Here is a 23,535-nt window from a genome sequence, read left to right as displayed (position 1 = left end):
AGACCCTCCTCAGACGGCTATGGGTGTGTAGACGGAGTTCTTCTCGGCGCTCTCCTCCACCGCGGCGAGCACCCGCTGCACCTGGAGCCCGTCGGCGAAGGAGGGGCGGGGCGGGCGGCCCTCGGCGATGGCGTGCACCAGGTCGCGGGCCTGGTGGATGAAGGTGTGCTCGTAGCCGAGGCCGTGGCCCGGCGGCCACCAGGCGTCGACGTAGGGGTGGTCCGGCTCGGTGACCAGGATGCGACGGAAGCCGCCCCGAGTCGCGGGTTCGGTGCCGTCGTAATAGGCGAGTTCGTTGAGGCGCTCCAGGTCGAAGGCCAACGAGCCGAGCTCGCCGTTGAGTTCGATGCGCAGCGCGTTCTTGCGGCCGGTGGCGAAGCGGGTGGCCTCGAAGGAGGCGAGGGCGCCGGAGGCGAAGCGGCCGGTGAACACGGCGGCGTCGTCGACGGTGACCTGGCCGGTGCCGGCGGACTCGACGGTGGACAGGCCGCTGCTGGCGCCGACGGGCAGCGGGCGCTGACGTACGAAGGTCTCGGTGAGCGCGGAGACCCCGGCGAGCTGCTCGCCCGCCAGGTACTGGGCGAGGTCGACGACATGGGCGCCGAGGTCGCCGAGCGCGCCCGACCCGGCCAGCTCCTTGCGCAGCCGCCAGGTCAGCGGGAACTGCGGGTCCACCAGCCAGTCCTGAAGGTACGTCACCCTGACGTGCCGCAGGGTGCCGAGCCGGCCCTCGGCGACCATGGAACGGGCCAGCGCGGTGGCGGGCACCCGGCGGTAGTTGAAGCCGACCATCGCCAACTGGCCGCGTCCGTAGGCCGCTTCGGCCGCCGCCGTCATCGCCTCGGCCTCTTCGACGGTGTTGGCGAGGGGCTTCTCGCACAGGACGTGCTTGCCCGCGGCCAGAGCCGCGAGGGCGATCTCGGCGTGGCTGTCGCCCGGGGTGCAGATGTCGACGAGGTCGACGTCGTCCCGTGCGATCAGGGCCCGCCAGTCGGTCTCGGCGGCCGCCCAGCCGTGCCGGTCGGCCGCCGCGCGCACGGCCGCCGCGTCCCGCCCGCAGATCGCGGAGAGCACCGGGCGGCGCGGCAGGTCGAAGACACGGCCCGCGGTGCGCCAGCCCTGGGAGTGGGCGGCGCCCATGAAGGCGTAGCCGACCATCCCGACGCGCAGCGGTGGCTTGCCGGCCTCCGGTGCTGCTGACTGCTGCGGCTGTTCCATGCAGATGTCCTCCTCGTCATTCGTGGCGCGGTGGGGGGTGGGGCCCGGCCCGAGGAACTGGTGAGGTCCGTCGGGCGGGGCGCGCCTCACTTGAAGCCGGTGGACATGTACTGGTCGACGTTGGTCTTGTCGACGACGGCCGAGTAGAGCGTGATGGACGCCGGGATCTCGTACTCGGCCATGCCCCCGATGCCCTTGGCCTGGCCGAGGGCGCGGGCGAGGTCGATCGCGGAGGCGGCCATGGTCGGCGGGTAGAGCACGGTGGCCTTCAGGACGCCGTTGTCCTGCTTGATGGCCTGGAACGCGGAGAGCGCGCCCGCGCCACCGACCATCAGGAAGTCGTCGCGCCCCGCCTGCTCGATGGCGCGCATCGCGCCCACGCCCTGGTCGTCGTCGTGGTTCCACAGCGCGTCGAAGTTCGACTGCGCCTGGAGGAGCTGGGCCATCTTGGCCTGTCCCGACTCGACCGTGAACTCGGCGGCCTGGCGGGCCACCTTGCGGATGTTGGGGTAGTTCTTCAGGGCGTCGTCGAAGCCCTGGGTGCGCTGCCTGGTGAGTTCCAGGTTGTCGATGCCGGCGAGTTCGATGACGCGGGCGCCCGACTTCCCCTTGAGCTTCTCGCCGATGTAGTGGCCGGCGTTGAGGCCCATCCCGTAGTTGTCGCCGCCGATCCAGCAGCGGTAGGCCTGCGGGGTGTTGAAGACCCGGTCGAGGTTGATCACCGGGATGCCGGCGCGCATCGCCTTCAGTCCGACCTGGGTGAGGGCCTTGCCGTCGGCGGGCAGGACCACCAGGACGTCGACCTTCTTGTTGATGAGGGTCTCGATCTGGCCGATCTGCGCGGCGGTGTCGTTGGAGCCCTCGGTGATCTCCAGGGTGACGTCGGAGTACTTCTTGGCGCGGTTGGTGGCGTTGTCGTTGATGGCGTTGAGCCAGCCGTGGTCGGCCTGCGGGCCGGCGAAGCCGATGGTGACCTCCTTGCCCGGCTTGTCGTCGGCGGCCGGCTCGTTGCTCGCGGCCTGTTCGCTCTCCTTGGGGTCGTTGCTGGTGCACCCGGTGATGAGGGCCCCGGCCGACACGGCGGCGGTCCCGAAGAGCAGCCCTCTGCGACTGGTGAAGCGGCTCGTGAAATCGGTCGGCTCTGGCATGACGGTGAACCCTTTCCTCAGGTCGTGCTCGCGGTACGGCGCTGGACCAGCACGGCGGCGACGATGATCGCGCCCTTGGCGATCTGCTGGACGTCGCTCTGCAGGTTGTTCAGGGCGAAGATGTTGGTGATCGTGGTGAAGATCAGGACGCCCAGCACGGAGCCGGTGATGGTGCCCCGGCCCCCGCTGAGCAGGGTGCCGCCGATGATCGCGGCGGCGATGGCGTCGAGTTCGTAGAGGTTGCCGTTGGTGTTCTGGCCGGAGCCGGACAGGATGATCAGCAGGAAGGCGGCGATGCCGCAGCACAGTCCGGACAGCAGGTAGAGGTAGAGCCGCTGGCGGCGGACGTCGATTCCGGCGAGCCGGGCCGCCTCCGCGTTGCCGCCGACGGCGACCGTGCGGCGCCCGAAGGTGGTGCGGTTCAGCACCAGCCAGCCGATGATCGTCACGACCGCGAACACCATGACCAGCGGCGGGACGCCGAGCACGTAGGCGTCGCGTTCGCCCAGGTCGAGGATCGAGGAGACGCTGACGATCTGCGTCTGGCCGTCGGTGATCTGGAGGGCGAGTCCGCGCGCCGAGGCCAGCATGGCGAGGGTGGCGATGAACGGGACCATTCCGCCGTACGCGATGAGCAGTCCGTTGACCAGGCCGCAGCCGACGCCGACGAGCACCGCGGTGAAGAGGATGCCCGCGAAGCCGTACTCCTGGGTGGCGACGGTGGTGGCCCAGACCGAGGCGAGGGCGACGATCGCGCCGACGGAGAGGTCGATGCCGCCGGAGGTGATGACGAAGGTCATCCCGACGGTGACGACGCCGATCACCGAGGCCTGGGTGAGGACGAGTTGGAGGTTGCGGGTGTCGAGGAACTCGTCGGGCTTGGTGACGCCGCCGATGAGGATCAGCACGGCGAGGACGCCGACGAGGGAGAGGGTGCGCACGTCGGCGCGGAAGACGAGGGCACGCCAGGCCGGGGGCTCATGCGGCGCCGGCATCTTGTCGGCGCTGTCCCGGGGCGGGGAGACGGGCTGCGTCATGACGCGGGGCTTCCTTCCATGACGAGGTCGAGTACACGGTGTTCGTCCAGCTCGTGGGCGGGCGCCGTGTGGACGACACGGCCCTCGCGCAGCACCAGGACGCGGTCGGCGAGGCCGAGCACCTCGGGGACCTCGCTGGAGACCAGGAGCACGCCGAGGCCCTCGTTGGCGAGGCGGCGGACGACCGCGTACAGCTCGGCGCGGGCGCCGACGTCGACGCCCCGGGTCGGTTCGTCGAGCAGCAGGACCCGGCAACCGCGCAGCAGCCAGCGGGCCAGGACGGCCTTTTGCTGGTTGCCGCCGGACAGGGTGCGCACCGGCACGTCCGGGTTGTCGGGCCGCAGGGACAACTCACGGGTGGCGGCCCGGGCCGCGCCGTGTTCGGCGCCGCGGTCGATCCAGCCGGCGCGCGAGAAGCGGGACATGGAGGAGACCGAGACGTTGCGAGTGACGGACTCCAGCATCAGCAGCGCCTGGGCCTTGCGTTCCTCGGGGGCGAGTCCGACTCCGGCGCGGACCGCGGCGCGCACGCTGCCTGGCTTCAACGCCTTGCCGTCCACGACGACCTGACCGGCCGTCGGTTTGCGGGCGCCGTAGATCGTCTCCAGGATCTCGGACCGTCCCGAGCCGACGAGTCCGGCCAGGCCGACGATCTCCCCGGGGCGCACGGTCAGGTCGAAGGACTCGAACTCCCCCTCCCGCGCCAGCCCCCGGACCTCCAGCAGCGGTGTGCCGTCGGCCGCGTCGGCCGGTGCCCGCTCGGGGAAGACGTACTCGACGTTGCGTCCCGTCATCAGGGCCACGACCTCGCGCGTCGGTGTCGACTTCGCCGGCAGCCCGACGGCGACGGCCCGGCCGTCCTTCAGGACGGTGACCCGGTCGCCGATGCGCCGGATCTCCTCCAGCCGGTGGGAGATGTAGACGACGGCGACACCGTCGGCGGTCAGGTCGCCGACGATCCGGAAGAGGTTGTCGACCGCGTCCGGGTCGAGCGCGGCGGAGGGCTCGTCCATCACGATGAGCCGCACGTCGTGCGAGAGCGCCCGTGCCATCGACACGATCTGCTGCTGCGCGGCCGACAACTCCCCGACCAGGCGGGCGGGATCGATCTCCGGATGCCCGAGTCGCTTGAGGAGAGCCGCGGTCGACGCCTTCGCGACCTTGGTGCGTACGACGAAACCGGCCGCCGTGGGTTCGTGGCCCAGGTGGACGTTCTCGGCGACGGACAGGTGCTCCACCAGGTCGAGTTCCTGGTAGATGGTGGCGATGCCCAGGCGCATCGCGGCGATCGGTGAGCGCAGCGTGACGTTCTCGCCGCGCCAGCGGATGGTGCCGGTGTCGGGCTGGTGGGCGCCGGCCAGGACCTTGATGAGCGTGGACTTGCCGGCCCCGTTCTGGCCGAGCAGGCAGTGCACCTCGCCGGCCTGGACGTCGAGGTCGACGCCGTCGAGGGCCCGGACACCGGGGAAGGACTTGGTGATGCCGGACATGCTGAGCAGCGGTGATTCTGGTGCCATGTGCGGGTCCCCCTGGCTGGCGTACGGGCCGGAATCAGGGCAGGGCGAAGCAGCGGGAGGTGCTGGCGTGCCGTGTCGAGGGCGGTACTTCGAGGAAACGTGCCTGCGCGGATGAGGACCACGCGGGGCAGACCTGTGCGGATCAGAACTGTGCGAGAACTACGCGGAGCAGAACTGTGCGGGTCACAACTGTGCGGGTCGGAACTACGCGGGTGAGAACAGGTGGTCGCTGATGAGGCGGGCCGCGCCGATGACTCCGGCGGTGGGGCCCAACTCCCCCAGGACGATGGGCAGGTTGCCCGTCGCCAGGGGCAGCGACTGACGGTAGACCTGGGTGCGGATCGCGGCGAGCAGGGTGTGGCCGAGGCCGGTCACCCCGCCGCCGATCACCACCAGGCCCGGGTTGAAGAAGGAGACCAGGCCGGCGATGACCTGGCCGGTGCGGTTGCCGCCCTCCCTGATGAGGTCGAGCGAGGTGGCGTCACCCGCGGCGGCCGCGGCGGCGACGTCGACGGCACTGAGGGTGCCGTTCGTCTCCAGCCTGGTCGCGAGTTCGGCCGACAGTCCCTGGTGCGCGGCGTCCGTGGCGTCCCGGGCCAGGGCCGCGCCGCTGAAGTGGGCTTCCAGGCAGCCCCGGTTGCCGCAGGCACACGGTCGTCCGTCGGGCACGGCCTGGATGTGCCCGATGTCGCCCGCGCTGCCCGTCGTCCCGCGGTGGACCTCACCGCCGGCGACGATCCCGCAGCCGATACCGGTGCCGATCTTGACGCAGAGGAAGTCGCCCACGGAGCGTGCGACGCCCGCGTGCATCTCCCCCATCGCCATCAGGTTCACGTCGTTGTCGACCATGACCGGGCAGCCGAGCTCCTGGCTGAGCGCCTCCCGCACGGGGAAGCCGTCCCAGCCCGGCATGATCGGCGGAGCCACCGGTACACCCTCGGGGAAGCGGACGGGGCCCGGGACGCCGATGCCGGCGCCGTCGAATCCCTCCGCGAGTCCCGAGGCCCTCAACTTCGCGGCCATGGACAGGACTTGCTCGAAGACCGCGACCGGGCCCTCGCGGACGTCCATGGGCTGGTTGAGGTGGCCGAGGATCTCCAGTTCGGCGTTGGTGACGGCGACGTCGACCGAGGTCGCGCCGATGTCGACGCCGAGGAACCGCAGCGCCGGGGCGAGCCGGATGTTGTGGGAGCGGCGGCCACCGCGCGAGGCGGCGAGTCCGTCGGCCACGATCAGGCCCGTCTCCAGCAGCCGGTCCACCTCCACGGCCAGTTTGGACCGCGAGAGGTCGACCTGATCGCCCAGCTGTGCACGGGAGTTGGGGCCCGAGTCACGCAACAGCTTCAGCAGCCGGGCCTGATGGGCGTTCGCGGGTCGTGCCGTCATACGTCTCACGAGCCCCTCCCCGCCTGAATCGGCCGCCTGCTGTCCGGCTTTCGAGGGGGAACGTAGCAGCGGCTGCCGAGGCTGGGAAGAAGCTGTGCAGAGATTGCTGCCAACTTTCTCCACTCACAGGACAAAGACGCTTCTTGCCCTGGTGTCCCCCGCGTTCACGCCGCAGGATGGGCAGCACACCCGGGCGGGCGGCCGCCGGGGGGCGGGGAGAGGGGGACCGGGTGTTTCTGGTGACGGGCGCCACGGGCAACGTGGGCGCCGAACTCGTGCGCGGGCTGGCGGAGATCGGCAAGCCGGTGCGGGCGCTGAGCAGGTCGGGCCGGACCGACGGGCTGCCGCCGGGGGTTCAGGCGGTCGCGGGCGACCTGAACGATCCCGGAACGGTACGGCCCGCCCTGGACGGAGTGGAGGCCCTGTTCCTGATGCCCGGGTACGGCGGCCAGCGGCAGGTCCTGGCCGACGCCAGGACCGCGGGCGTACGGCGGGTGGTGCTGCTGTCCGGGCTGTCGGCGCGGACCGGCGACACGGGCAACGCCGTGGCCGGCTACCTCATCGACGCGGAGACCGCGGTGCGCGAGTCGGGGCTGGCGTGGACGGCCGTACGCCCGACGAGCTTCATGTCGAACGCGCTGCGGCTGGCGGACCAGATCCGCAAGGGCGACGCGGTACGGGTGCCGTTCCCGGACGCCTCCACGGCCGACATCGACCCCTACGACATCGCACGCGTCGCCCGGGCCGCCATGCTGTCGGACCAGTACCGGGGGCAGACCCTCGAAGTGTCCGGGCCCCAGGCGCTGTTGCCCGCCGACCGGGTGCGGATCCTCGGCGAGGCACTGGGCCGGGACCTCGTCGCGGTCGGACTCTCGCACGAGGAGACGCGCACCGAACTGGAGGCGTTCACGCCCAAGCCGTACGTCGACGCGTTCTTCGCCTTCTTCGTCGACGGCACCCTGGACGAGTCCGTGGTGCTGCCGACGGTCGAGGAGGTCACGGGCCGCGCGCCACGGACGTTCGCCGACTGGGCGCGGGCACACACGACGGAGTTCTGAGCCGAACCCCCGGCCCGATCAGCCCTGTTGACGCGCGTGGTAGGAGCGGCGCGTGTGTTCGGTGTGTTCCCGCATGAGCTGGGTCGCGCGCTGCTCGTCACGCTCGGCGATGGCGGCGATCAGGGCCCGGTGCTCGATCCAGGACTGGTGGCCGCGCTGCCGGGCGATGGGCGTGTAGTACCAGCGCACCCGGCGGTCGACCTGCGCGGCCAGCTCGGCGAGCACGGCGTTGCCCGCGAGCTCCATGATCAGGGCGTGGAAGCGGGCGTTCATCGCGACCGTGCCGTCCACGTCGGCGGCGGCCACGGCCTTCTCGCCCTCGGCGCACAGCTCCTCCAGCGCCTTGATCCCGGCGCTGGTGGCGTTCGCGGCGGCGAGCCGGGCCGCCTCGGCCTCCAACAGTGTGCGCACGGTGAGGAGTTGGTCGGCCTCCGCCTCCGTCGGCTCGTGCACGAACGCGCCCTGGGCGGGCCGCAGGTCGACCCAGCCCTCGGTGTTGAGCCGCTGGAGCGCCTCGCGCACCGGCTGCCGGGAGACCCCGAGATGCCCGGCGAGTTCGCTCTCGACGAGGTGCTGTCCGGGCTGAAGGGCACGCGTGGTGATGAGTTCGAGCAGCGCCTCGTAGACACGGTCGCGCAACGGACCGGGTCGTTCCAGCTTGGGAACAGCCCCCTGCGGCAGTCCTGTCGACAACATCGCGGTCCCCCTCCTCGGCGGGCCGTGCACAGCGACCGTGAGCCGGTGCCAGCGGACACCAGTATCGATTGTCTTTCGTCTACAGTCTACGGCGCACAGATGCCAGACAAACGCCGGGTCGGCCTCGTCACACCCCTCCCCTCGTCACACCCCTCCCCCGTCGCTGCCGCGCTCAGGGGCAGCGGACCACCTGCCCGGCGTACGACAGGTTCCCCCCGAAGCCGAACAGCAGCACCGGGTCCCCGCTGGAGATCTCGCCGCGCTCGACCAGCTTGGAGAAGGCCATCGGGATGCTCGCCGCCGAGGTGTTCCCGGACTCGACGACATCGCGGGCGACCACGGCGTTCACGGCGCCGATCTTCTCGGCGAGGGGCTCGATGATCCGCAGGTTCGCCTGGTGCAGGACGACCGCGGCGAGGTCGGCGGGGGTGAGCCCGGCCCGCTCGCAGGCCTTGCGGGCGAAGGCCGGGAGCTGCGTGGTGGCCCAGCGGTAGACGCTCTGCCCCTCCTGCGCGAACCGTGCGGGCTGCCCCTCGATCCGCACCGCGTTCCCCATCTCGGGCACCGATCCCCACAGCACGGGTCCGATGCCGGGCTCCTCGCCCGGCCCGCATGCCTCCACGACGGCGGCCCCCGCCCCGTCACCGACGAGGACGCAGGTGGTCCGGTCGGTCCAGTCCGCCACCTCGGACATCTTGTCGGCGCCGATGACCAGGGCGCGGGTGGCCGCGCCCGCGCGGACCGTGTGGTCGGCGGTGGCCAGCGCGTGCGTGAACCCGGCGCACACCACGTTGAGGTCCATCACGGCGGGCGAGGGGATGCCGAGCCGGGCGGCGACCCGGGCGGCCATGTTCGGGGAGCGGTCGACGGCGGTGGAGGTGGCGACCAGCACCAGGTCGATGTCCCCGGGCGTGAGACCCGCCGCCGCCAGCGCCTTGGCGGCGGCGTGCCCGGCGAGCTCGTCCACCGGCTCGTCGGGGCCGGCGATACGGCGGGTGCGAATGCCCACCCTGCTGGTGATCCACTCGTCACTGGTGTCGACCATGCCCGCCAGGTCCTTGTTGGTGAGTACCCTGGCGGGCTGGTAGTGGCCGATGGCGGCGATGCGCGAGCCGGTCATGGGTGGATCCCCCTCGTTGGACTTCAGGTAGCGGGATCCACCAGTCTGATCAGTGACTCGCGGGTACGACGGCAAGTGATGCCACAGGAATCGGGCGCCCCGGTTGTCAGCTTCCGTCAGACCCTCGGGCGCCCGAACACTTCCCGAACACTCACCGAACGGTCACCCGGTGAACAGCTGGGTGGCCTTCTGTACGAGTTCGTACACCCCGTAGGCGAGCGGCACGCCCACCCACACCCAGGCGAAGGCGATGAGCCCTCGCCGGTCAGGCGGACTCTGGCTGCTGTCGCTGGACATCGGCGGTCTCCTTCTCACTCAGGGCATCGCTCGACGCATCACTCGACGCATCGGTCGTCGACGCAGGGCTCGACGCGTCGCCGGGCGCGGGAATGTGGTGGCGGGGATCGACGGGCCGGACGAGTTCGTTGGCGACGAAGCCGACGACGAGCAGCCCGATCATGATGACGAAGGACAGACCGTACAGGGCGGCGCCGGACCGGCCCGCCTCCTCCTGCCGGTCGGCGATCCAGTTCACGATCAGGGGTCCGAGGACGCCGGCCGTGGACCAGGCGGTGAGCAGCCGCCCGTGGATCGCGCCGACCTGGTAGGTGCCGAAGAGGTCCTTGAGATAGGCGGGGATGGTGGCGAAGCCACCGCCGTAGAAGGACAGGATCACCAGCGCGCACAGGATGAACAACGGCTTGGAGGAGTCGCCGAACAGGGCGATCAGCGCGTACATCGCGGCGCCCACGCCCAGGTAGACGCGGTAGATGTTCTTGCGGCCGATCAGGTCGGAGGTGGACGACCAGCCGATCCGGCCCGCCATGTTGGCGGCGGACAGCAGGGCGACGAACCCGGCTGCGGCGGTGACCGACACCGGCGTCGAGGTCTCCTTGAAGAAGTCCGTGATCATCGGCGCGGCCTTCTCCAGGATGCCGATGCCCGCGGTCACGTTCATGCAGAGCACGACCCACAGACACCAGAACTGCGGGGTGCGCACGGCCTGGCGGGCCGAGACCTGCGGGCCGGCGAGGATGCTGGGCGCCCCCTCGACCGGCTTCTCGGTGCGCGGCACCCGTACCAGCAGCACGCCCAGTGTCATGAAGACGGCGTACGTCAGTCCGTGGACGAGGAACGCGAGCGCGATGCCCTCGTTGTCGCTGCCGAACGACTCCAGCATCTGCGCGGACCAGGGCGAGGCGATCAGCGCGCCGCCGCCGAAGCCCATGATGGCGATGCCGGTGGCCATGCCGGGCCGGTCCGGGAACCACTTGATCAGTGTGGAGACGGGCGAGATGTAGCCGATGCCGAGGCCTATGCCGCCGACGAAGCCGTAGCCGAGGACGATCAGCCAGTACTGCTCGGTGGCCGCGCCCAGCGCGGAGAGCAGGAAGCCGGAGGAGAAGCAGATCAGGGCCACGGTCATCGCCCAGCGCGGACCGTTGCGCTCGACGAGCGTGCCGCCGAACGCGGCGGACAGACCGAGCATGACGATGCCGAGCTGGAACGGCAGCGCGCTCTGGGTGCCGCTGAGGTCGAGGGCCGATTCGAGCGGCGGCTTGAACACGGACCACGCGTATGCCTGGCCGATGGAGAGGTGGACCGAGAGAGCGGCCGGGGGGACAAGCCAGCGGCTCCATCCCGGCGGTGCGACTGGGGGACTCATGATCCCGAACGATAGGAATCGGCCACGCGGTTGGGAACCCGCCCACCCCGAATCGTCGACCGTATGCGGTGAGCGGTATCCCTCGCGCGACGAACGGTCGCCGGAACCGGGCGAGCGGTCCCGGCGCACGGCTCGGCCCCGGTCGTCGGTGACCGGGGCCGAGCCGTGCGGCACGCGTCAGACCAGTTCCGCCGGACGTGCGCCCGGAGTCTTCCCTTCGCTCGGCGCGTCGGCGGGCAGCAGCGCGTCGGCGTCGTCCATGTCCGGGTGGATGTCCGGCAGGATCCGGTCCAGCGGGCCGGGCAGCCACCAGGCGTGCCGTCCGAGCAGACTCATCGCGGACGGGACGAGCACCATCCGCACCAGCGTGACGTCCAGGAGGACGGCCACGGACAGTCCGACGCCGAACACCTTGGTCTGGACGTTCGGGTCCAGCACGAACGCGCCGAACACACCGATCATGATCAGTGCCGCGCTCGTGATGACGCGGGCCGTGGAGCCGACGCCCTCGATGATCGCGGCATGCGGGTCGCCGTGGCGGCGGTACTGCTCACGCACCCGGCTGAGCAGGAACACCTCGTAGTCCATGGACAGTCCGAAGAGGACCGCGAACATGAGCATGGGCGCCAGGGAGAAGATCGGCATGGTCTCGTGCACGCCGAGCAGGCTCGCGCCCCAGCCCCACTGGAAGACGGCCACGACGACCCCGTACGACGCGCCGATGCTCAGCAGGTTGAGGGCGGCCGCCTTGAGGGGCACCAGCACCGACCGGAACACGATCATCAGGACGATGAAGGAGAGTCCGATGACGGCGCCCAGGAACCACAGCATGCGCGCCTGGAGTTGCGCGGACAGGTCCTTCACCATGGCGGTCTCGCCGGTGAGCATGGGTGCCGCGTCGGTGCCGCGCAGGGCCGTGGGCAGTACGTCGTCGCGGAGGCGGTCGACGAGCCGGTCGGTGGCGGCGTTCTGCGGTGCGGTGGCCGGGGTGACGGAGAACGCGGCCAGGTCGTTCTTCGGGCTGAGTGCGATCGCGCCCACGGAGGCGACACCCGGATCGGCGCGCACCGCCGTGTCCACCCCGTCGAGCGCGGACCGGTCGGCGCCGTTCAGCTCGATCACCACTTGGAGCGGACCGTTGACGCCGGGGCCGAAGCCCTCGGCGAGCAGGTCGTACGACGTGCGCGTGGTGGTGCCGGGCGGGTCGTTGCCCGCGTCCGGGATGCCGAGCCGCATGGAGAAGACGGGCACGGCCAGGGCACCGAGCAGGACGGCGGCGGCGATGCCGTAGCGCAGGGGCTTGCGTACCACCAGGGCGGACCAACGGCTCGACTTGGACCTCGGGTTGTAGGTGGGCCGCCGCTTCACGAGGGGAATCCGCAGGCTGTCGACCCGGGTGCCGACCAGCCCGAGCATGGCGGGCAGCAGGGTGAGCGCGGCGAGCAGGGTCACGGCCACCATGAGCGCGGAGATCCAGCCCATCACGGTGAGCATCGGAATGCCCGCCACCTGGAGCCCGACGATCGCGACGATGACGGTGATCCCGGCGAACAGCACGGACAGGCCGGCCGTGGCGTTGGCGCGACCCGCCGCCTCGGGGACGGGCATGCCGCCGGCCAGGTTCTGGCGGTACCGGGTGAGGACGAACAGCGCGTAGTCGATGCCGACTCCGAGCCCCAGCATCATGGCGACGACGGTGGCGATCTTCGGGACGTCGACGACACCGGACAGGATGCCGATCACGCTGATGCCGAAGAGGAGGGCGGCCAGCGCCACCACCACGGGCAGGCTCATGGCGACCAGGGAACCGAACGCGATCGCGAGGATGACCACGGCGAGCCCGATGCCCAGCATCTCGCTGTTGCCCCCGTCGTCGCCCTTCGCCTCGGCCAGGCCGCCGCCGTACTCGACCTGGAGGCCGGCGGCGCGGGCGGGCTCGATGGCCTGCTGCGCGGCGTCGAACTGGGCCGCGGTGATCTTCTCGTTGGAGTCGAAGGCCACGGTGGTGAAGGCGATCCGCCCGTCGCGGCTCACCGTCGGGCTGCGCGCGTCGTAGGGGTCCGACACGGCGATCACGTGCGGTATCGCGGCGAGGTCGGTGCGGGCCCTGGCCAGGGCGGCCTTCGCGGCGGGGCCGGTCAGGCCCTCGTCGGAGTGGAAGACGATGTCCGACGTGGCCACGGTCTCCTGCGGGAACCTGTCCCTGAGCGCGTCGGCGGCCTTCTGGGACTCCGCGCCCGGCAGCCGGAAGCTCTCGTCGTTGGCGCCGCCGACGGACTGGTTGAGCAGGAACGCGGCGGCCACGATCGCCAGCCAGGTGACGAGTACGCGCCAGGGGTGCCGGCCGGAGAAGTGTCCGATCCGGTAGAGCAGTCGGGACATGGTGAGCCTTTCCGAACGGTCGGAGGTGCGGGGGCTGTCGGAGGTGCGAGGGCTGTCGTAGCGAGGCCGCAGGGGCTCTTCGGGTTCGTCCTGGATGACCCGGGTCTTCATCTGGGCTCCTCGGCGGTGCGTGAGGTGTGCCCTCGACGCTGACAGCAGGCGGTGGTGGCGGTAAGGCGGGCCACTGGCGATTGAGGGGGGCGGTTTTCTGGTGGCCGCGAGATCGTCGGAGTAGCGTGCGGGACACGTCTCCCGCCCTGTCCGGCCGCCGCTTCGGCACCGGGCCCGTGGACGGTGGGCCTCCGGTCAGGCCTTCCCGGCCGCGGCCGGGAAAGGGGGACGCATGGGCAGGAACCCGCCCGGGTTCGCGCGGCGGCGCGACCGGTCCGAGAAGCCCGGCCGGCCGGCCGTCGTCGCCCTGGCCGCCGCCACGGTCCTGATGGTCGGCGCCCTGGTCTTCCTGGCGGCGGACGGCGACACGGACGCGGTGCACGCCGCGCTGCTCCTGTGGCTGGGACTGTCCTACGCCTGCGCCGGCCTGGTCGCGTGGTGGCACCGGCCGGCGCTGCGCATCGGCCCGCTGATGATCCTCACCGGCTTCAGCGTGTTCGCGGCCGCGCTGGGGTGGGCGGAGAACACCGTCCTGCACACCGTGGGCCAGACGTTCGACCTGGTCCCGCCGGTGCTGGTGCTGCACGTGTTCCTGGCCTACCCGGACGGGCGGCTGGTGGGACGGCCGGAGCGGCTGCTCGTCGCCGTCGGCTACACCGCCGCGATCGGCGCGCAGGTGGCCGTGATGGTGCTCGGCGGTCTGGGCCCGGGGCTCCGGCTCGCCCATGAGCCGGATGCCGCCATGGTCCTGCACGACGTCGAACTGGTGGTCATCGCGGGGGTGTCGCTCATCGGCGTGGCGCGGCTCGTCGTCAGGCGACGGGCCGGCGGGCGGCCGCTGCGCCGGTCCCTGGCCCTGCTGATCGACTCCTTCGCGCTGGGACTGGTGATGATCGGCGTCCTGCTGCTGGTCGGGGTGTTCGAGGGGCGGGCGTTCCCGACGGTGCAGCAGGTGAGCATCGCGGTGATCAGTCTGGCTCCCACTGCCTTCCTCGCCGGTCTGCTCAGCGCCCGGCTGGCCCGGAGCGCCGTCGCGGAACTCATGGTCGAGCTCCGGGCCGAGCCGGTGGATCTGCGTGCCCCGCTGGCCAGGGCGTTACGTGATCCGACGCTGTCGCTGGTGTACTGGCTGCCACAGTTCGGGTGCTGGGCCGACCAGGAGGGCAAGCCGGTCGAACTGCCCACCGACGGCAGGCGGGTGGCCACGCTGACCCGGAGCGCCGGAGAGCCCGTGGCGGCCCTCGTCCACGACCCGGCCCTGCACGACGAGCCCGAACTGCTCGACGCGGTCAGCGCCGCGGCGGCCATCGCGCTGGAGAACGGCCGCCTCCAGGCGCAGTTGCGGGCCAACGTCGACGAACTGCGCGGATCTCGCGCCCGGGTCATCGAGGCGGGACAGAAAGAGCGTCAGCGGCTGGAGCGCGATCTGCACGACGGAGCCCAGCAGCGCCTCGTCGCCCTCTCCCTGGAGCTGGGGATCCTGGAGGCACGGCTGGACGGCGACGCCGCGTCCCGGGCCCTGCTGACCCGGGCCAAGAAGGAGATCGCGGCCTCTCTGGGCGAGTTGCGCGATGTGGCACGCGGCCTGCACCCCGCGGTGCTCAGCGCGCACGGCCTCGCGGTCGCCCTCGAATCCCTCGCGGCGCGGGCCGCCGTGCCCGTACGCCTGACCGTCACCCTGGAGGGCCGAGTGACCGAGGCCGTGGAGGTCGCCGCGTACTACGTGGTCTGCGAGAGCCTGGCCAACATCGGCAAGCACGCGCGGGCCACCACCGCGACGGTGAGTGTCGTGCGCGACAGCGGTCAGGTCGTCATCGAGGTGGTCGACGACGGTCTGGGGGGCGCGGACACCGAGGGCGGCAGTGGGCTGCGCGGGCTGGCGGACCGCGTGGAGGCCCTCGACGGCCGGCTCCGGGTGTGGACGCCACGCGGCGGCGGCACCCGGGTGAGGGCGGAACTGCCGTGCGCGTAGCCATCGCGGAGGACAGCGTTCTGCTCCGGGAGGGACTGGCCCGGCTGCTCACGGACGCGGGTTTCGAGGTGCTGGGCCGTTGCGGCGACGCGGACGAGCTGCGTCTGCTGCTGCGGGGCCGGCTGCCCGACGTGGTGATCGTCGACATCCGGCTGCCTCCCACGCACAGCGACGAAGGCCTGCGCGCCGCCGTGGAGATCCGTGCCGCCCATCCCGGCGTGGGGGTCCTGGTGCTGTCGCAGTACATCGAGATCGGCCTAGCCATGAAGCTGCTGGCGGACTCCGCCGAGGGCGTGGGCTATCTGCTCAAGGACCGCATCAGCGACGTGCCCGACTTCCTCGCCGCCGTGCGCAGGGTGGCCACGGGCGGTTCGGCCATCGACCCGACCATCGTGTCCACCCTCCTGTCCCGCCGGCGCAGCGACGACCCGCTCGGCCAACTGACGCCCAGGGAACACGAGGTGCTGGAGCTGATGGCCGCCGGCAACTCCAACCAGGGCATCGCGGACCACATGACGATCACGCTGCGGGCCGTGGAGAAGTACGTGTCGAGCGTCTTCGCCAAGCTCGGCCTGCCGGCCACCGGCAGCGAATCCCGCCGGGTTCTGGCCGTGCTGCTGTTCCTGCGCGCCTGACGCCGCCGACGGCCCGCGGGGCCGGGCTCGGCGCGCCGAACGGTCAGACCGACCGGTTTCCCCCTCGGGTCAGGTCCTGCGCGAACCCTTGCTGCACCAACTCCCATACTGTAGACAATATTCCGTCGACAGATTTCGACTGTGTGCCATCTCCGCGGTATCCCTCGACCGAACGGAGCTCCCTCGGATGAAAGTCGCAGTACTCGGCGCCGGAGCCATCGGTGCCTATGTCGGAGCCGCGCTGCACCGCGCCGGCGCCGACGTGTATCTCGTCGCCCGTGGACCGCATCTGGCGGCCATGAGGCAGCACGGCGTCCAGGTGCTCAGCCCGCGCGGCGACTTCACCGCCCGGGCCCACGCCACCGACGACCCGGCCGAGATCGGCCCGGTCGACTACGTCTTCCTCGGCCTGAAGGCCAACTCGTACGCGGCGTGCGGGCCGCTGATCGAGCCACTGCTGCACGACACCACGGCGGTCATAGCCGCCCAGAACGGCATTCCCTGGTGGTACTTCCACCGGCACGGCGGCCCCTACGACGGCCATCGCGTCGAGAGCGTGGACCCCGGCGGCGCGGTCAGTGCGGTGCTCGCGCCCGAACGGGCCATCGGCTGTGTCGTCTACGCGGCCACCGAACTCGAAGGACCGGGCGTCGTACGACACCTGGAAGGCACCCGGTTCTCCCTCGGCGAGCCGGACCGCTCCCGCTCGCCCCGCTGTCTCGCCTTCGGCGAGGCCATGCGGGCCGGCGGCCTCAAGTGCCCGGTCGAGCCGGATCTGCGCAACGACATCTGGCTCAAGCTGCTCGGCAACATCTCCTTCAACCCGATCAGCGCGCTGGCCCGCGCCACCATGCGGCAGATGTGCCTGCACGGCGGCACCCGCAAGGTCATCGAGATCATGATGACCGAGACCCTGGCGGTCGCCGAGGCCCTCGGCTGCGAGGTCGGCGTCTCCATCGAACGCCGGCTCGCGGGCGCCGAACGGGTCGGCGACCACCGCACCTCCACGCTCCAGGACCTGGAGCGCGGCAAACCGCTGGAGCTCGACGTGCTGCTCGCGGCCGTCGTCGAACTGGCGGAGATCACCGGCGTGGACGTGCCCACCCTGCGCACCGTGCACGCCATCTCGGACCTGCTCGCGCTGAGGAGCGCCGCATGAGGAAACGCGACCGGACCCCGAAGACCTACACACGGCTCACCCATCCGCTCGTCCGCGACTCCCGTGACGAACCCTTCCGGCAGGCCGGTTGGGACGAGGCCCTGGACCGGGCGGCCCGGGGCCTGGAACGCAACCGCGGCGCCTTCGGCATGTTCTCCTGCGCCCGCGCCACCAACGAGATGAACTTCGTGGCGCAGAAGTTCGCCCGGGTCGTCATGGGCACCAACAACGTCGACTCCTGCAACCGGACCTGCCACGCCCCGAGCGTGGCCGGCCTCTCCGCCGCCTTCGGCTCGGGCGGCGGGACCTCCTCGTACGAGGAGATCGAGCACACGGACGTCATCGTGATGTGGGGCTCCAACGCCCGCTTCGCGCACCCGATCTTCTTCCAGCACGTGCTGAGGGGGATCAGGAACGGCGCCCGCATGTACGCCGTCGACCCGCGCCGTACGTCCACCGCCGAGTGGGCCGAGAGCTGGCTCGGTCTGAACGTCGGCACCGACATCCCGATGGCGCACGCGATCGGCCGCGAGATCATCCACGCGGGGCTGGCGAACGAGACCTTCATCGAGCGGGCGACCAGCGGCTTCGAGGAGTACCGGAAGCTCGTCGAGCCGTGGACGCTCTCGCTGGCGGAAAAGGTGACGGGCGTACCGGCCGCCGCCATACGGGAGTTGGCGCACGCCTACGCCCGCGCCGAGCGCGCCCAGCTGTGCTGGACCCTCGGCATCACCGAGCACCACAACGGCACCGACAACGTCCGGGCGCTCATCAACCTGTCGCTGCTGACCGGCCATGTCGGCCGCTACGGCGCCGGGTTGCAGCCCCTGCGCGGCCAGAACAACGTGCAGGGCGGCGGCGACATGGGGGCGATCCCCAACCGTCTGCCGGGGTTCCAGGACATCCTGGACCCGGACACCCGACTGAAGTTCGAGTCGGCCTGGGACACCGTCATCCAGCCGCACTACGGACTGAACCTGACGGAGATGTTCGAGGCGATGGAGGAGGGCTCGCTCACCGCGGTCTACTGCATCGGCGAGAACCCGGCGCAGTCGGAGGCCGACAGCGAACAGGCCGTACGCCGGATGCGGCAACTCGACTTCCTCGTCGTGCAGGACATCTTCCTGACGAAGACGGCCGAGCTGGCGGACGTCGTGCTGCCGGCGACCGCGGGGTGGGCCGAGACCGACGGCACCACCACCAACAGCGAGCGCCGGGTCCAGCGGGTCCGCCGGGCGGTCACCCCGCCCGGCGAGGCCCGCGAGGACATCGACATCATCTGCGACCTGGCGGCCCGGCTCGGTCACGAGTGGAAGTACGCCGACTCCGAGGCGGTCTGGAACGAGCTGCGCTCGGTCTCGCCGGACCACTACGGAATGACGTACGAACGCCTGGCGGAGCACCAGGGCATCCAGTGGCCCTGCCCGGACCCCGCGCGGCTCGAACCCACCTATCTGCACGGCCGGTTGTGGGAACCGGACCCCGCCGACCGCGGGCGCCCCGCTCCCTTCGGGCTGGTGCAGCACGATCCGCCGGTCGACCTCACGGATGAGCGGTATCCGATCCGGCTGACCACCGGCAGGCGCCTGGACTCGTACAACACCGGTGTGCAGAGCGGGAGTTACGCCTCCCCGCTGCGGCGCGGCGAGTTCATCGAGCTGTGCCCGGAGGACGCCGAGAAGTACGGGGTCGTGGTCGGCGAGGAGGTCCAGATCTCCTCGCGGCGCGGGGCGGTCGTCGCGCCGGTGTGGATCGACACCGCTCTCAGGCCCGGGCTGGCCTTCATGACCATGCACTTTCCCGACGAGGTGGACACCAACCAGCTGACGATCGAGGCCAACTGCCCGATCGCGGGGACGGCGGAGTTCAAGGCGTCGGCGATCCGGATCGAGAAGCTCCCGGTTGCGACCATCGTGAGGTGACGTAAGTGGACCTGCACTTCGGCGACAGCAAGCCGACGGACGACGAACGGGCCGCCGTGGACGCCCTGTTGGGCCCCCCGGAGTCCTCGTGGGAAGGAGCGGACCGCTCCGACGCGGACCTGAGGTGGGCACGTGGCGGGCGCGCGGCCCGGGACCGCCGCGACCTGCTGTTGCCGGGGCTGCACGCCATCAACGACCGGATCGGCTGGATCAGCGAGGGCGCCCTCGACTACCTGTGCCGGCGGCTGACCGTACCGCCCGCCGAGGCGTACGGCGTCGCCACCTTCTACGCCATGTTCTCCGTCAAGCCCCGCCCCGCGACCGTGCTGCACGTGTGCACGGACCTCGCGTGCGCGGCGGCCGGGGCGGCCGAGCTGTGCGCGGGGATCGAGTCCCGCCTCGGCCTCGGCAGCGGAGTCCACGTCGAGCGCAGTCCGTGCCTGGGCCTGTGCGAACGGGCTCCGGCCGCGCTCGCGATCAAGGCGGGCGATCCCGTGCGGACGGCGGTCTCGGCGCCGGCGACCGTGCACGAGGCCGTGCTCGCCGCGAGCGCGCCGGACTCCGCGCCCGGGGAACCACCGGCGGCGATGGCGGTGCCCCAGGCGGGTCAGGGCGATCTCGTGCTTCTGCAAAGGGTCGGTGTCGTGGACCCGGCCGGTCTCGACGACTACCGCGCCCACGGCGGCTACACCGCCCTGCGCCGGGCCTTCGAGCTCGGTCCGGCCGGGGTCATCCGCGAGGTCACCGACTCCGGCCTGGTCGGGCGTGGCGGCGCCGCCTTCCCCACCGGCCGCAAATGGCAGGCCACGGCGTCCCAGCCCGACCACCCGCACTACCTGGTGTGCAACGCCGACGAGTCCGAGCCGGGCACCTTCAAGGACCGCGTGCTCATGGAGGGCGACCCGTACGCGCTGGTCGAGGCGATGACCATCGCGGCGTACGCCACCGGCGCGCACCGCGGCTACCTCTACCTGCGCGGCGAGTACCCACGGGCGATCCACCGGGTCCAGCACGCCATCGACCAGGCGCGCGCCCGCGGTCTGCTCGGCGACGACGTCCTCGGCCAGGGCTACGCCTTCGACATCGAGATCCGGCGGGGCGCGGGCGCCTACATCTGCGGCGAGGAGACCGCCCTGTTCAACTCCATCGAGGGCTACCGGGGCGAGCCGCGCTCCAAGCCGCCCTTCCCCGTGGAGAAGGGCCTGTTCGGCAAGCCGACCGTGGAGAACAACGTCGAGACGCTGGTCAACGTACTGCCGATCCTGACCATGGGCGCACCGGCGTACGCGGCGATCGGCACCGGCCGCTCCACCGGGCCGAAGCTGTTCTGCGTGTCGGGGAGCGTGGACCGCCCCGGGATCTACGAGCTGCCGTTCGGCGCGACGCTCGGTGAGGTCCTTCAGCTCGCCGGAGTGCGTCCCGGTCTGCGCGCGGTGCTGCTGGGCGGCGCGGCGGGCGGTTTCGTACGGCCCGACGAGACGGACATCCCGCTCACCTTCGAGGGCACGCGGGAGGCGGGCACGACGCTCGGCTCCGGAGTCGTCATGGCCTTCGACGACACGGTCCCGCTGCCCCGGCTGCTGCTGCGCATCGCCGAGTTCTTCCGGGACGAGTCGTGCGGGCAGTGCGTGCCCTGCCGGGTCGGGACCGTCCGGCAGGAGGAGGCGCTGCACCGGATCGCGGAGCGCACCGGCGCCGCCGCGGCCGACGACATCGCCCTGCTCAGGGAGGTCGGCCGCGCGATGCGGGACGCCTCGATCTGCGGTCTGGGGCAGACCGCGTGGAACGCCGTGGAATCCGCCATCGACCGTCTGGGGGCGTACGAATGACCGTGACACCGCTGGGGATCCCGCGCCGGCTGCTGGAGTTCACCCTCGACGGGCAGGAGGCCCGGGTCCCGGAGGGCTCGACGATCCTCGACGCCTGCCGTGCGGCGGGCAAGGACATCCCGACCCTCTGCGAGGGCGACACCCTCACCCCCAAGAACGCCTGCCGGGTCTGTGTCGTCGAGGTCGAGGGGGCGCGCACCCTCGTCCCGGCCTGCTCCCGCAAGGCCGAGCCGGGCATGGAGGTGCGCACGGACACCGAGCGCGCCCGGCACAGCCGCAAGATCGTCCTCGAACTCCTCGCCTCCTCGGTCGACCTGTCGACCACCCCGAAGGTCGCCGCGTGGATCAAGGAGTACGAGGCGAAACCGGACCGCTTCGGCCCCGACGCGGCCCGCCTGAACGAGGAGCCCAGGGTCGACAACGACCTGTATGTGCGCGACTACGACAAGTGCATCCTCTGCTACAAGTGCGTGGACGCCTGCGGCGACCAGTGGCAGAACACCTTCGCGATCTCGGTCGTGGGCCGCGGCTTCGACGCCCGGATCGCGGTGGAGCACGACGGGCCGCTCACGGACTCGGCGTGCGTGTACTGCGGCAACTGCATCGAGGTGTGCCCCACGGGGGCCCTGTCCTTCAAGTCGGAGTTCGACATGCGGGCGGCGGGCACCTGGGACGAGTCGGCGCAGACCGAGACGACCACGGTGTGCGCGTACTGCGGAGTGGGCTGCAACCTGACCCTGCACGTGCAGGACAATGAGATCGTGAAGGTCACCTCGCCGCACGACAACCCGGTGACCCACGGCAACCTCTGCATCAAGGGCCGTTTCGGCTACCAGCACGTACAGAACCGGGGCTGATCAGGACATGGGACGAGTCACGGAACGACGCAAGGTGATCCGCATCCGCGACGGGGTGGTCTCCAGCCGCCCGGACACGCTCGTCGCCGAGGAGCCACTGGAGATCAGGCTCAACGGCAAACCCCTCGCCATCACCATGCGCACACCGGGCGACGACTTCGCGCTGGCCGCAGGCTTCCTGGTGAGCGAGGGTGTGCTGGCCTCCGCGAGCGACCTCCAGAACATCGTCTACTGCGCGGGCGCGACCGCGGACGGCTCGAACACGTACAACGTGGTGGACGTGCGCACGACACCCGGCGTGGTGATCCCCGACATCACCCTCGAACGGAACGTGTACACCACCTCCTCGTGCGGCCTGTGCGGCAAGGCGAGTCTCGACGCCGTGCGCACCACGACCCGCTGGCCCATCTCCGACACTCCCCCGGTCCGCGTCGAACCCGAGCTCCTCGCGAGCCTCCCCGACCGGCTGCGCGAGGGCCAGCGGGTCTTCGACCGGACCGGGGGCCTGCACGCGGCGGCCCTGTTCAGCGAGGCCGGCGAGCTGCTGGACATTCGGGAGGACGTGGGCCGGCACAACGCGGTCGACAAACTGGTCGGCCGCGCCCTCCAGAACGGCGACCTGCCACTGTCCCGCACGATCCTGCTGGTCTCCGGCCGGGCCTCCTTCGAGCTGGCGCAGAAGGCCGTCATGGCGGGCATCCCCGTCCTCGCGGCGGTCTCGGCGCCCTCCTCCCTCGCGGTGGACCTGGCCGCGGAGACCGGCCTGACACTGGTCGGCTTCCTGCGCGGCGCCTCCATGAACGTGTACGCGGGCGAGAACCGCATCGCCCTGCGGGCCGCGGCCACCCAGGGCTGAGCGGTTTGCCCGCGACACGGCGGCGGGGCCCTGAGGCGGGGAGCGCCCCCTGCGCCGAAGGGGCCCCGCCTCAGCCCCGGGCCACCCGCACGAAGTCGCTGATCAGGGGTGTCCTGCGGCTCGCCTCCCAGGCGAGGAGCACCTCGTCGGGCTCCGCGTCCGGTACGGGGACGTAGGTGATGTCGGGGCGCGAGTACTGCTCGGCCACCGACCGCGGGACGAGGGTGATGCCGTGGCCGCTCGCGACCCGTTCGAACTTCTCCTCGATCGTGCGGATCGGCACGTCGTCCGGGCCGGCGTCGAGGTAGCGCAGCCTCGGTTCGCCGTCGAGGTCGGCCACAGCGAGCTCCTGCTTGCCGGCGAGCCGGTGGCCGGCGGGAAGCATCGCCACCCGCGGCTCCGCGAACAGGGGCAGCAGTCTCAGGCCCCGCTCCTGGACCGGGCGGCGCACGTAGGCGAGGTCGACCGTCCCGTCGAGGATGGACCGCTCCTGGTCGTCCCACTCCACCCGGCGGGCCTGCACCTCGACCTCGGGGTGGGCGGCGGCGAACGCCCGTACGGCATGGGTGACGACGACTCCGGCGCGGAATCCGACCACGAGCCGGTTCGGGCCACGCGCGGCCCGCTGTACACGGCGTCGGGTGGCGTCGGCGGCGGCGAGCAGGTTCCGGGCGTCGTCCAGGAGTTGACGCCCTGCCGCCGTCAACGTCACACCGTGGCTGTCCCGTTCGAAGAGGGTGGCCCCCAAGTCCTTCTCCAGGGCCCGGATCTGACGGCTCAGCACGGGCTGGGCGATGTGCAGCAGCTCGGCGGCCCGCCCGAAGTGGAGCAGCTCGGCCGTCGCGACGAAGTAGCGCACTTTCCGCAGGTCGAGGTCCATGGCCGTCCCTTCCTCGGCGATGCCTTCAGGGTATCGCCGACGCCGGAAGAGGTCTTGGACGGCGGGGCGGGAGCGGCCGCAGGCTG

At 71.3% G+C, this 23,535-nt stretch carries 19 protein-coding genes; 8 read left to right on the top strand and 11 right to left on the bottom strand.

The features are described 5' to 3' along the window. Positions 1-9 precede the first annotated feature (9 nt). The 5 genes from SLINC_RS37060 to SLINC_RS37040 all read right to left on the bottom strand — a co-directional run bounded on the left by SLINC_RS37060 (position 10) and on the right by SLINC_RS37040 (position 6,306). Entirely contained in the window at positions 10-1,218 is a 1,209-nt protein-coding gene (locus SLINC_RS37060) for a Gfo/Idh/MocA family protein (RefSeq protein ID WP_067442767.1), read from the bottom strand. 86 nt (positions 1,219-1,304) lie between these two features. Next, entirely contained in the window at positions 1,305-2,366 is a 1,062-nt protein-coding gene (locus tag SLINC_RS37055) for a substrate-binding domain-containing protein (protein WP_067442765.1), read from the bottom strand. 17 nt (positions 2,367-2,383) lie between these two features. After that, a complete protein-coding gene (locus SLINC_RS37050; RefSeq protein WP_067442763.1) occupies positions 2,384-3,403 on the bottom strand; it encodes an ABC transporter permease in 1,020 nt (339 codons plus the stop codon). Further along, positions 3,400-4,920: a sugar ABC transporter ATP-binding protein gene (locus SLINC_RS37045; protein WP_067442761.1), complete on the bottom strand. Its 1,521-nt coding sequence runs from the start codon at positions 4,918-4,920 to the stop codon at positions 3,400-3,402. The genes SLINC_RS37050 and SLINC_RS37045 overlap by 4 nt, the downstream gene beginning before the upstream one ends. A 204-nt stretch (positions 4,921-5,124) precedes the next feature. Then, positions 5,125-6,306: an ROK family transcriptional regulator gene (locus SLINC_RS37040; RefSeq protein ID WP_067442759.1), complete on the bottom strand. Its 1,182-nt coding sequence runs from the start codon at positions 6,304-6,306 to the stop codon at positions 5,125-5,127. 176 nt (positions 6,307-6,482) lie between these two features. On the opposite strand from SLINC_RS37040, the gene SLINC_RS37035 reads away from it, so the two are divergent. After that, a complete protein-coding gene (locus SLINC_RS37035; RefSeq protein ID WP_335743783.1) occupies positions 6,483-7,364 on the top strand; it encodes an NAD(P)H-binding protein in 882 nt (293 codons plus the stop codon). Positions 7,365-7,382: 18 nt separating this feature from the next. Here SLINC_RS37035 and SLINC_RS37030 read toward each other — a convergent pair whose 3' ends face one another. The 5 genes from SLINC_RS37030 to SLINC_RS37015 form a co-directional block, all read right to left on the bottom strand. Continuing rightward, complete coding sequence (locus SLINC_RS37030; RefSeq protein WP_067442752.1) at positions 7,383-8,060, bottom strand: GntR family transcriptional regulator; 678 nt, start codon at positions 8,058-8,060, stop codon at positions 7,383-7,385. 172 nt (positions 8,061-8,232) lie between these two features. Continuing rightward, positions 8,233-9,180: a beta-ketoacyl-ACP synthase III gene (locus SLINC_RS37025; protein WP_067442750.1), complete on the bottom strand. Its 948-nt coding sequence runs from the start codon at positions 9,178-9,180 to the stop codon at positions 8,233-8,235. Between the two features lie 162 nt (positions 9,181-9,342). Beyond that, on the bottom strand, positions 9,343-9,477 hold the full coding sequence (locus SLINC_RS50090; RefSeq protein WP_257785190.1) for an MFS transporter small subunit: 135 nt from the start codon (positions 9,475-9,477) through the stop codon (positions 9,343-9,345). Beyond that, complete coding sequence (locus SLINC_RS37020) at positions 9,446-10,846, bottom strand: OFA family MFS transporter (RefSeq protein ID WP_079164922.1); 1,401 nt, start codon at positions 10,844-10,846, stop codon at positions 9,446-9,448. The genes SLINC_RS50090 and SLINC_RS37020 overlap by 32 nt, the downstream gene beginning before the upstream one ends. Positions 10,847-11,023: 177 nt before the next feature. After that, a complete protein-coding gene (locus SLINC_RS37015; RefSeq protein ID WP_079164921.1) occupies positions 11,024-13,339 on the bottom strand; it encodes an MMPL family transporter in 2,316 nt (771 codons plus the stop codon). A 232-nt stretch (positions 13,340-13,571) separates the two neighbouring features. On the opposite strand from SLINC_RS37015, the gene SLINC_RS37010 reads away from it, so the two are divergent. The 7 genes from SLINC_RS37010 to fdhD all read left to right on the top strand — a co-directional run bounded on the left by SLINC_RS37010 (position 13,572) and on the right by fdhD (position 22,569). Further along, positions 13,572-15,311: a sensor histidine kinase gene (locus SLINC_RS37010; RefSeq protein ID WP_067442749.1), complete on the top strand. Its 1,740-nt coding sequence runs from the start codon at positions 13,572-13,574 to the stop codon at positions 15,309-15,311. Then, positions 15,302-15,946, top strand: coding sequence for a response regulator transcription factor (locus tag SLINC_RS37005; protein WP_067446105.1), 645 nt, complete (start codon positions 15,302-15,304; stop codon positions 15,944-15,946). Before SLINC_RS37010 ends, SLINC_RS37005 begins: the two co-directional genes overlap by 10 nt. A gap of 187 nt (positions 15,947-16,133) precedes the next feature. Further along, positions 16,134-17,105 carry a 2-dehydropantoate 2-reductase gene (locus tag SLINC_RS37000; RefSeq protein ID WP_067442747.1) on the top strand — a complete coding sequence of 324 codons (972 nt, stop codon included), beginning with the start codon at positions 16,134-16,136 and terminating at the stop codon, positions 17,103-17,105. Further along, a complete protein-coding gene (locus tag SLINC_RS36995) occupies positions 17,102-19,027 on the top strand; it encodes a molybdopterin oxidoreductase family protein (RefSeq protein WP_067442745.1) in 1,926 nt (641 codons plus the stop codon). Before SLINC_RS37000 ends, SLINC_RS36995 begins: the two co-directional genes overlap by 4 nt. A 5-nt stretch (positions 19,028-19,032) precedes the next feature. Then, a complete protein-coding gene (locus tag SLINC_RS36990; RefSeq protein ID WP_067442743.1) occupies positions 19,033-20,856 on the top strand; it encodes an NAD(P)H-dependent oxidoreductase subunit E in 1,824 nt (607 codons plus the stop codon). Further along, complete coding sequence (locus SLINC_RS36985; RefSeq protein WP_067442741.1) at positions 20,853-21,713, top strand: 2Fe-2S iron-sulfur cluster-binding protein; 861 nt, start codon at positions 20,853-20,855, stop codon at positions 21,711-21,713. Before SLINC_RS36990 ends, SLINC_RS36985 begins: the two co-directional genes overlap by 4 nt. 7 nt (positions 21,714-21,720) lie before the next feature. Further along, entirely contained in the window at positions 21,721-22,569 is an 849-nt protein-coding gene (gene fdhD / locus SLINC_RS36980) for a formate dehydrogenase accessory sulfurtransferase FdhD (RefSeq protein ID WP_067442740.1), read from the top strand. A 70-nt stretch (positions 22,570-22,639) separates the two neighbouring features. Here fdhD and SLINC_RS36975 read toward each other — a convergent pair whose 3' ends face one another. Continuing rightward, positions 22,640-23,449, bottom strand: a complete 810-nt coding sequence (locus SLINC_RS36975; protein WP_067442739.1) for a LysR family transcriptional regulator — start codon at positions 23,447-23,449, stop codon at positions 22,640-22,642. Positions 23,450-23,535 lie beyond the last annotated feature (86 nt).

This window comes from Streptomyces lincolnensis (assembly GCF_001685355.1).
Lineage (GTDB): Bacteria > Actinomycetota > Actinomycetes > Streptomycetales > Streptomycetaceae > Streptomyces > Streptomyces lincolnensis.
This window is presented reverse-complemented; position numbering and strand designations above follow the sequence as displayed.